Source organism: Streptomyces tricolor, from assembly GCF_002155905.1.
Lineage (GTDB): Bacteria > Actinomycetota > Actinomycetes > Streptomycetales > Streptomycetaceae > Streptomyces > Streptomyces tricolor.
On the sequence record NZ_MUMF01000225.1, the window covers coordinates 1 to 681 of the forward strand.

Consider the following 681-nt stretch of genomic DNA (forward strand, 5'->3'; position numbering starts at 1 on the left):
GCGTATCAAGGAGACGTGCTTCTCGTATCAACCTCGTACCGGTCCAGGCCATCTCCCCAGGAGGCGGACCGGGTCCACAGCCGGGTGCGGGACACTGGTCTTCGCCCGCCTCTACGATCCATGGCAGCAGGACACGCGCCAGGAGTTCGAAGGGGAGCCGCTGGGGGAACCGGCTGATTGGCGGGCGCGTAGATACGATCAGTAAGCAGTACCAGCAGTACCCGGCAAGGCAGCGGCACACAGCAGGCAAGACGACGGCAGGGACGGAGGAGGTGCCCCATGGGAGTCCTGAAGAAGTTCGAGCAGCGTCTCGAAGGTCTGGTGAACGGCACCTTCGCCAAGGTCTTCAAGTCCGAGGTCCAGCCCGTGGAGATCGCCGGAGCGCTCCAGCGGGAGTGCGACAACAACGCCACCATCTGGAACCGCGACCGGACCGTCGTGCCCAACGACTTCATCGTGGAGCTGAGCGCGCCGGACTACGAGCGCCTCAGCCCCTACTCCGGGCAGCTCGGCGACGAGCTGGCCGGCATGGTGCGCGACTACGCCAAGCAGCAGCGCTACACCTTCATGGGCCCGATCAAGGTCCACCTGGAGAAGGCCGACGACCTGGACACCGGCCTGTACCGGGTGCGCTCGCGCACCCTCGCCTCCTCCAGCAGCCAGCAGGCGGCCCCGCAGGCG

At 66.7% G+C, this 681-nt stretch carries 1 protein-coding gene; it reads left to right on the plus strand.

All coding sequences use genetic code 11. The features are described from left to right. Positions 1 to 279: 279 nt before the first annotated feature. Positions 280 to 681: DUF3662 domain-containing protein (locus CCN44_RS17195; RefSeq protein WP_143649808.1), on the plus strand; the 402-nt coding region annotated here is incomplete at its 3' end.